Annotated in this window: 6 protein-coding genes; all 6 read left to right on the top strand. The window is 23.3% G+C overall.

What is annotated here, in order from left to right:
• Nucleotides 1-530, top strand: a 530-nt coding sequence (locus tag BN899_RS11105) for a flagellin (RefSeq protein WP_042275367.1), incomplete at its 5' end; no start/stop codon positions are given.
• A gap of 81 nt (nt 531-611) precedes the next feature.
• Nucleotides 612-1,094, top strand: coding sequence for a glycosyltransferase (locus BN899_RS11100; RefSeq protein ID WP_052356823.1), 483 nt, complete (start codon nt 612-614; stop codon nt 1,092-1,094).
• Between the two features lie 116 nt (nt 1,095-1,210).
• Nucleotides 1,211-2,869 carry a hypothetical protein gene (locus BN899_RS11095; RefSeq protein ID WP_052356822.1) on the top strand — a complete coding sequence of 553 codons (1,659 nt, stop codon included), beginning with the start codon at nt 1,211-1,213 and terminating at the stop codon, nt 2,867-2,869.
• Nucleotides 2,870-2,873: 4 nt separating this feature from the next.
• On the top strand, nt 2,874-4,718 hold the full coding sequence (locus BN899_RS11090) for a CDP-glycerol glycerophosphotransferase family protein (RefSeq protein WP_042275366.1): 1,845 nt from the start codon (nt 2,874-2,876) through the stop codon (nt 4,716-4,718).
• Nucleotides 4,719-4,796: 78 nt separating this feature from the next.
• Nucleotides 4,797-5,417: a class I SAM-dependent methyltransferase gene (locus tag BN899_RS11085; protein WP_052356821.1), complete on the top strand. Its 621-nt coding sequence runs from the start codon at nt 4,797-4,799 to the stop codon at nt 5,415-5,417.
• A 340-nt stretch (nt 5,418-5,757) separates the two neighbouring features.
• Nucleotides 5,758-7,053: a hypothetical protein gene (locus tag BN899_RS11080; protein WP_147568541.1), complete on the top strand. Its 1,296-nt coding sequence runs from the start codon at nt 5,758-5,760 to the stop codon at nt 7,051-7,053.
• Nucleotides 7,054-7,311 lie beyond the last annotated feature (258 nt).

Here is a 7,311-nt window from a genome sequence, read left to right as displayed (position 1 = left end):
TTTCAGTTCAAGGTGGAAATGATACTTTAGATGATAAAGATAGAGAAAAAATAGCTGCAGAGTTAAAAGAACTACAAAGTGAAATGACACAAATAGGTAAAGAAACTAAATTCAATGGAAAGTCATTATTAAGTGCAGGAAGCAAGTTTACAATACAAGCAGGAGCTAATGCAGAGACTAGAGAAGTTAGTACAATTGGATTAGTAGATGTAGCAAAATCTTTATCAAAGGTATCTGTAAAGAGTAATGCAAGTTCAGCTGCTGCTGTAACATCTATAGAAAGTGCTCTAGAAAAAATAAATAATGCAAGAGCTCAATTAGGAGCTACACAAAATAGATTAGAGTACACATCTTCTAATTTAACAACATCAACAGAAAATCTAAGTGCTGCAGAATCAAGAATAAGAGATATAGACGTTGCTAAAGAAATGGTTAAATTATCTAAGTTAAATATATTAAACCAAGCATCTCAAGCAATGGTTGCACAAGCTAAGCAACAACCAGAATCTGTAACTCAATTATTAAGATAATTATTGAATTTAAAACTAAAGGGTAAAGCATATGCTTTACTCTTTATTTTTAAACTTAATAATTTGAAAGGAATTTAAGATATGTTACTAAGTATTGTAATGATGGTGAAAAATGAAGAAAAATATTTAGATAAAACGCTAAATGCATTAATACCATTGATGGAAGATATAAATAGTGAACTTATAATATTAGATACAGGATCAACTGATTCTAGTGTAGATATAGCTAAAAAATATACAGATAAAGTACATTTTTCAAATTGGAATAATGATTTTGCACATATGAGAAATATATCTATAAGTTATGCAAAAGGAGATTGGATATTAATACTAGATGCAGATGAAGAATTAATAAACTATGATAAACTAAAAAACTTTTTTAATTCAGATTTGCATAAAAAGTATAACAGTGCAAGTATAGAGCTAAAAAATATCCTTTCAGAAGATGAAAAAGGATATAGTATGGCACCTATTTTAAGATTATTTAAAACTATAAAGGATTTAGATATGAAGGTGCTATACATGAACAACCGATATATAAAAATCCTATATATAACGGTATAGCTTTATTTAAGCACTATGGATATTTATTTATAAATGAAGAAATAAAGCAATTAAAAGATAAAAGAAATAAAGCTATATTATTAGAAGAAGTTAAAAAGCAACCTAGCAATCCATATATGAATTATCAGCTAGGTAAAAGTTATAATATATCAAGAAGTTATGAAGATGCAATTTTTTATATGGAAAAAGGACATAATTTATATTCTGAAATAGGACATATCCCTATATTTGTAACATTAGATTTAGCTAATTTATATATAGAGATAAGTGAATTTAATAAATGCGAAAAACTATGTCTTAAATATATAAAAAAAGATAATAAAAATATAGATATATACTATTATCTAGCAACTAGTCAAAAATGTCTGGGTAAATATAAACAAAGTTTAGAAAATTATAAAAGATATTTATATCTTCTTGATAACTATGACATATCTACTCAAGCAAATGACATGGAATGTAATGGAGATACAGTAGCACATAGAGAACAATGTGAAGTTAATATGCTTGATAACTATTATAAGTTAGAAATGTATGATGAAATTGTAAAAAACATAGATCAAATTAGTGCAGATGTTTTAAATAAAGCATATTTAGTAGTATTTATGAGTCTATACAAGCAAAATAAAGTAGAGAAAATAATTGAATTATATAACAAATTTCCAAAGTCTACAGTAGAAAAAAATAAGTTTAAAGAAAATCTAGAAATAATACTTCGAAGAATAAAAGAAGTAGATAAACCTAAAATGTATAATATTTTATCTAATATAAAAGATAATTATGGAGTTTTAAATGAAATAAGATTAGGAAAAGAACTAACTATTAAAGAATATAATGAAATTCTAATAAGTGAAAAAGAAGTATACTATGGAGATTTAATATATTATGCTTTAAATCAAAATCTAGAATTAGAAGATATATTAAATAAAGTTTCATATATTAAAATTAAAAATTATATCGATTTTATAATAGCAAATCGAAGAGATATTATATTAGATTTATATGACTACTTAAAAACTAGAAAAAATACATTAGATATTAAAAAAATACATATTTATGCTTGTTTATCTAAAGCTTTATTAATATATGGAAATTTAGTTGGCGACAAGTATGAAGATTTATTCTTAATGTACACATATTATACATACGAAAGTTTGAAACAAATATATAATAAAAATTTACAAGATGAAGAAATTATTAAATTTATCAGAGATAAAGACGACGAATTTGTTATGAAGGTAAATATGATTCAAAAGAATTCGCAAATAGATAAGTTAGCATACATAAAAGATATGAAAGATTTACTTATAGATAATCCAATTTATAAAAAGGCTATAGAAATATTAATAAATAAATTTGATAATGATTTGAAAGAAAATTCTAAATTAACAGAGCTTAAATCGCAGTATAAATCTATAATTGAAAATAGCATCAACAATGGTAAATTAGAAGAGGCTATGAGTATGATAAATGAATACGAAGCAATGTATAATGAAGAGTATGAAATATTAAATATGAAATCTATTATATACTTAGTAAGTGGTAATTTAAATGAGGCAGAAATTACCTTAAGAAAATCATCGCTCTTAAAAAATGATAATTTTAATACTATATTTAATATAGCTTATTTAAAAGAATTATTAGGAGAAACGGAAGAAGCTATAAGATTTTATAGTAAAATAGTTGATTATTGTCAAGAAGAAGAGATAGTTATAGAAGCTAAAGATAAAATTGATTTAATAACACAAAATAAAAGTTGCATGCAAGGAGTATAGCAATATGGAGACTATTAATAGAATAAAAAAATTTATAATTAATAATGATATAGAAAATGCATACGAAATTATAATGCAAAATGAAAATAAGTATATAAATAATTCAGAGTACTGGAATTTAAGAGGAATGCTTTGTTCTAAGATACAAGAATATGATGCTGCAATTAGTTGTTATAAAACTTCAATAGGTATTAAATATGACTATTTAGATGCTTATTTTAATTTATCATATACTTATAAATTAATAGGCGAAAAAGTGAAATCAGCTTTATATGGGGGAATTGCATTAAGATATACTGATGATATTGATTTTATAAATGATATAACTAATTTATATAAAGATGAAGTTTTATCAAAAGAATATAAGTTATTATTAGATGAAATTAAATCTAATTTAGCTATAGACTATAATAATCCTGATTTAGTTAAATATATAGCTAGTAAGTTTAAGAATATAGATAAAGAATATGTTGAATTACTATCAAAAAATAAAATTGGGGATAGTTGGGCATATATAAAAGATAATTATGTAATTACAAGTAAGGAAGTTTTAAGTATAAATGATTTTATATCATGCGATGAGCATTCAGAGCTTAATGCCATAGTTTTATATGATATAAATTATATAAATTTAACTAGAGAAATAGCATTAAAGGGTGTAAAAAAATGCTTTATAATAGTCCCTACAGATAATAATAAACTGGAATTAGTAGAGATTGATTACAAAACTATGGAAGGTCTGAGAGATAAGGATTATAAAAGAACAGTAACGTTAAATAGATTTAATGCAGCGGATTCAAATGTATATGCATTGATAAAATACATACCTGAAAAATATAAAGAGAGGTATAAACTAAATATTATTAATGGCAGAGAGGTTTATAATATCGAAAATATAGTAAAAGTTCCTCTTATATCATCTGTTACTGTTTCAGGATTCAATACATTTGTAGGATATCCAAAGTTTACATACAATATTGATGTAGGCCATGGAAGTGTAATACTAAAGAATTGTGGAATTATGGACAAAAAACATAAAAATTTCGCTTTTACACCTGAAGAATATGAAAATATAGATAAAGTATGTATTTCATCTAATATGAATATGTTGATTCAAAGCGCATTTTCAGCTATTCCAGAAGATAAATATGAAATTACAGGAAATCCAAGAACAGATACACTTGTTTTATCTGATGGCAGAAAAAACCTAGAAAAATTATTAGGAAGAAGTATAGATGGAAAAAAAGTTATATTCAATATGCCTACTTTCCACATACATGAAAATTCTGGTGTTATAAATGGAGGCAAATTTAATGATAGTATAAAGATAAAAGGTTTTAATTATACTAGATTTAATGAATTTTTACATAAAAATAATATTATTTGTATATCAAAAGTACATCACGCAGAAGAAAGAACAATTATAAGTAAGACAAAAGAAAGAAAATTAGAAAATTTATTGTTTATATCGAACGAAAATTTAGATGAAAAAGGTTTAGATTTATATGAAATTTTAAATTGTGCAGATATATTAATAACAGACTATTCAAGTATATATGGAGATTTTTTATTTATGAATAAGTCAACTGTATTTATAAATGCAGATATAGAAGAATATAGGCAAGAGAGAGGTATAAGTTTAGAACCGTATGATTTTTGGACAGCAGGTCCAAAGGTTAAGACACAAGATGAATTAGAATTAGAACTATTCAATTGTTTATATAAAGAAGAATATTTTAAACAAAAAAGAGAAGAATTGAGAGATGTATTTTATAAACATAAAGATAGCAATTCTTCTTTAAGAGTGTGGAATCATATAGATAAGGTTTTAAAGTATAAATCTATATAGTATGACTGATAAGATAAGCAACTTTAATTTTGAAATTTAGTATTTTGTATCAAAACAACATGAGGGAGAAGTTAACATATGGATTATCAATATTGGAACAATTATTATAATAAAAAGATAGCTCCTATAGAGCCATCAAAATTTGCAGAATATGTTTTAAAATATTTAGAGGAAGGAAAAAAGCTAATAGAATTAGGGTGTGGAAATGGAAGAGATTCTCTTTTATTTTCAAAACATGGAATTAATGTTACTGCAATAGATCAATCTGATAAATCTATAAATAATTTAAAAGAAAATAATTCGATGGATAAAATTGAATTTATAGCAGATGATTTTATTAAAACTAAGTTATTAGAAAAAAGAACATTTGATTATGTTTACAGTAGATTCACAATGCACTCTATTTCAGAAGAGGAAGAAAATATACTATTACAAAGAGTTTATGAGACTTTAAAGAGAGATGGTTTATTTTTAATAGAAGTACGTAGTACAAAAGATGATATTTATGGTTTAGGAGAAAAGGTAGGGCGAAATACATATATATATAATGAACATTGTAGGAGGTTTATTGTTATAGAAGAATTAGTAGATAAATTAAAATCGATTGGATTTAATATTGTTTTAGCCGATGAAGCTGATAATTATGCTATATATAAAGATCAAAACCCTATAGTTATTCGTGTTATTGCTAAAAAATAGCGTTTTTATTATATTTTATTGAAAATGTAAAATATGAAAATTAATAAAGTATATTATAAAAGTAAAAAAATTCTGTTCATTATATTGATGGAAGAACAGAATGTTAACTATAAAATATACATAATAAAATTAAGGGGGGCTAGACATTAATAATTATAGATGTACTAAAAGTGAATATAATATAGAAAAATACTTAAGTAATAAATACATAATAGAAAGCATTTTAGATATACTTCAAAAAGAATATATAAATATAGATACAACTATAAGTATAGTTAATACCTTAGCAGATCTAATAGAGTATAATAATCAATGCAAATGTATTAAATCATTCAGCGATTTGGCAGATTTAATAGTTAGTATAATTGATGAGTTTAATATTCAAACTATTGATCAACACATGGATACTACTAATATAATAGAAGAATTAAAAGTATCTTTATGCAGATTAAAAGAAGAAATTATTACTAATGCAAAAATTAAGATATATTTTTATGGAAAAGATAAATACAATATACTAGAAAAATCTTTAATTAAAGATTTTGAAATTATAAAAAATATTGATGAATATAAAAATTCAGACAAAAAATCACAATACAGCCAAATCAATGTATTAATAGTAAGTGAAGAGACTATAAATAATAATTTAGATTCTAACTCATATTTTAATGATATTATATATTATGATAAATTAATGAATTATATGTTCAATATAAGCGGGAAAATATATTATAGTAATTATGACTATAATTACTTATTAAAATCATTAGAAAAGTCTAAGTCTAAAGATATAGAAACTATAGTGGTAGGGAACTCATACCCATTAACAGGAATAGATGCAAAGTTATTAAAAGATAAAACTGTAAGTTTAGCTTTATCTAGCCAAGATTTATATTACCCTTATAAATTAGCTAAATTGGCTATAAATAATAATAATAATATAAAAAGATGTATTATAGGAGCTGGTTATTATTTAGTTAACCACGATTTATCTAAATCAAGAAGTGAAGATGCAATAGATAGAGTAAAAAATGTATATTATCCTATTTTAAAAGATAAGCATAACTCTGAACAAGTAGATAGTATTGAAATACCAGATATTAAAAAAGTCTTAAATGATAATGTCATAAATTATATATTTGATTTATCATTTATAGACACATATTTTAAGGATTTAATATACAGAGATAATAATGGATATTTCAATTTGAATTTTAAAAGAGAAGTAAATAATATGTTAGGTTTAGTTAAACTAAGTGATATTAGTGAGCAAGAAAAATGGAGATTAGGTGAGTGTAGGGCCGATCAGCATAACAAACTATCTAAATATACAAAAACTACAGATGAGTATAATCATATATTTAATGAATTTATAGGATTTTTAGAAGAAAATAATATAGATCCGATAATTGTGATTTTTCCAAATACTAAATATTACAGCAATTTCTTAGATAAAAATTATGAAAATGAATTTTATAATATAATGAAAAAAATAAAAGAAAGATACAAAGTGAAAATAATTGATTTTTCTAAAGAAAATATATTTCTAGAAGAAGATTTTATAGATTTTGATCATATGAGTGAAGCTGGAGCAATTAAAATTACTAAAGAGATAAATAATTTACTACAATATTAAAAATACAACGAAATAATAGCCTTTTATGTATTTAATTTATTATCAAGTACATAAAAGGCTATTATTAGTTAAAAGCTGCTAAATAGCTCCAGTTCCATTAATGCTATCATAATCATTATTTACTAAACTTAAAGTATCTAAATGACTAAGTCCTATTATTGCTATAAATAGAAAAAGAAATTATTTGATGAAAAATAAATTATTTTAGCAAAAAATAATATTTAAGGTAAAAATTTAAATTAAATGCTTTTAAATTAG

This window comes from Faecalimicrobium dakarense, assembly GCF_000499525.1.
Taxonomy (GTDB): domain Bacteria; phylum Bacillota; class Clostridia; order Peptostreptococcales; family Peptostreptococcaceae; genus Faecalimicrobium; species Faecalimicrobium dakarense.
This window is presented reverse-complemented; position numbering and strand designations above follow the sequence as displayed.

What these genes read in the sequence shown, in the direction of transcription:
- BN899_RS11100 (WP_052356823.1), top strand. Translation starts at nt 612, where the DNA reads ATGTTACTAAGTATTGTAATGATGGTGAAAAATGAAGAAAAATATTTA.
- BN899_RS11095 (WP_052356822.1), top strand. Translation starts at nt 1,211, where the DNA reads ATGAATTATCAGCTAGGTAAAAGTTATAATATATCAAGAAGTTATGAA.
- BN899_RS11090 (WP_042275366.1), top strand. Translation starts at nt 2,874, where the DNA reads ATGGAGACTATTAATAGAATAAAAAAATTTATAATTAATAATGATATA.
- BN899_RS11085 (WP_052356821.1), top strand. Translation starts at nt 4,797, where the DNA reads ATGGATTATCAATATTGGAACAATTATTATAATAAAAAGATAGCTCCT.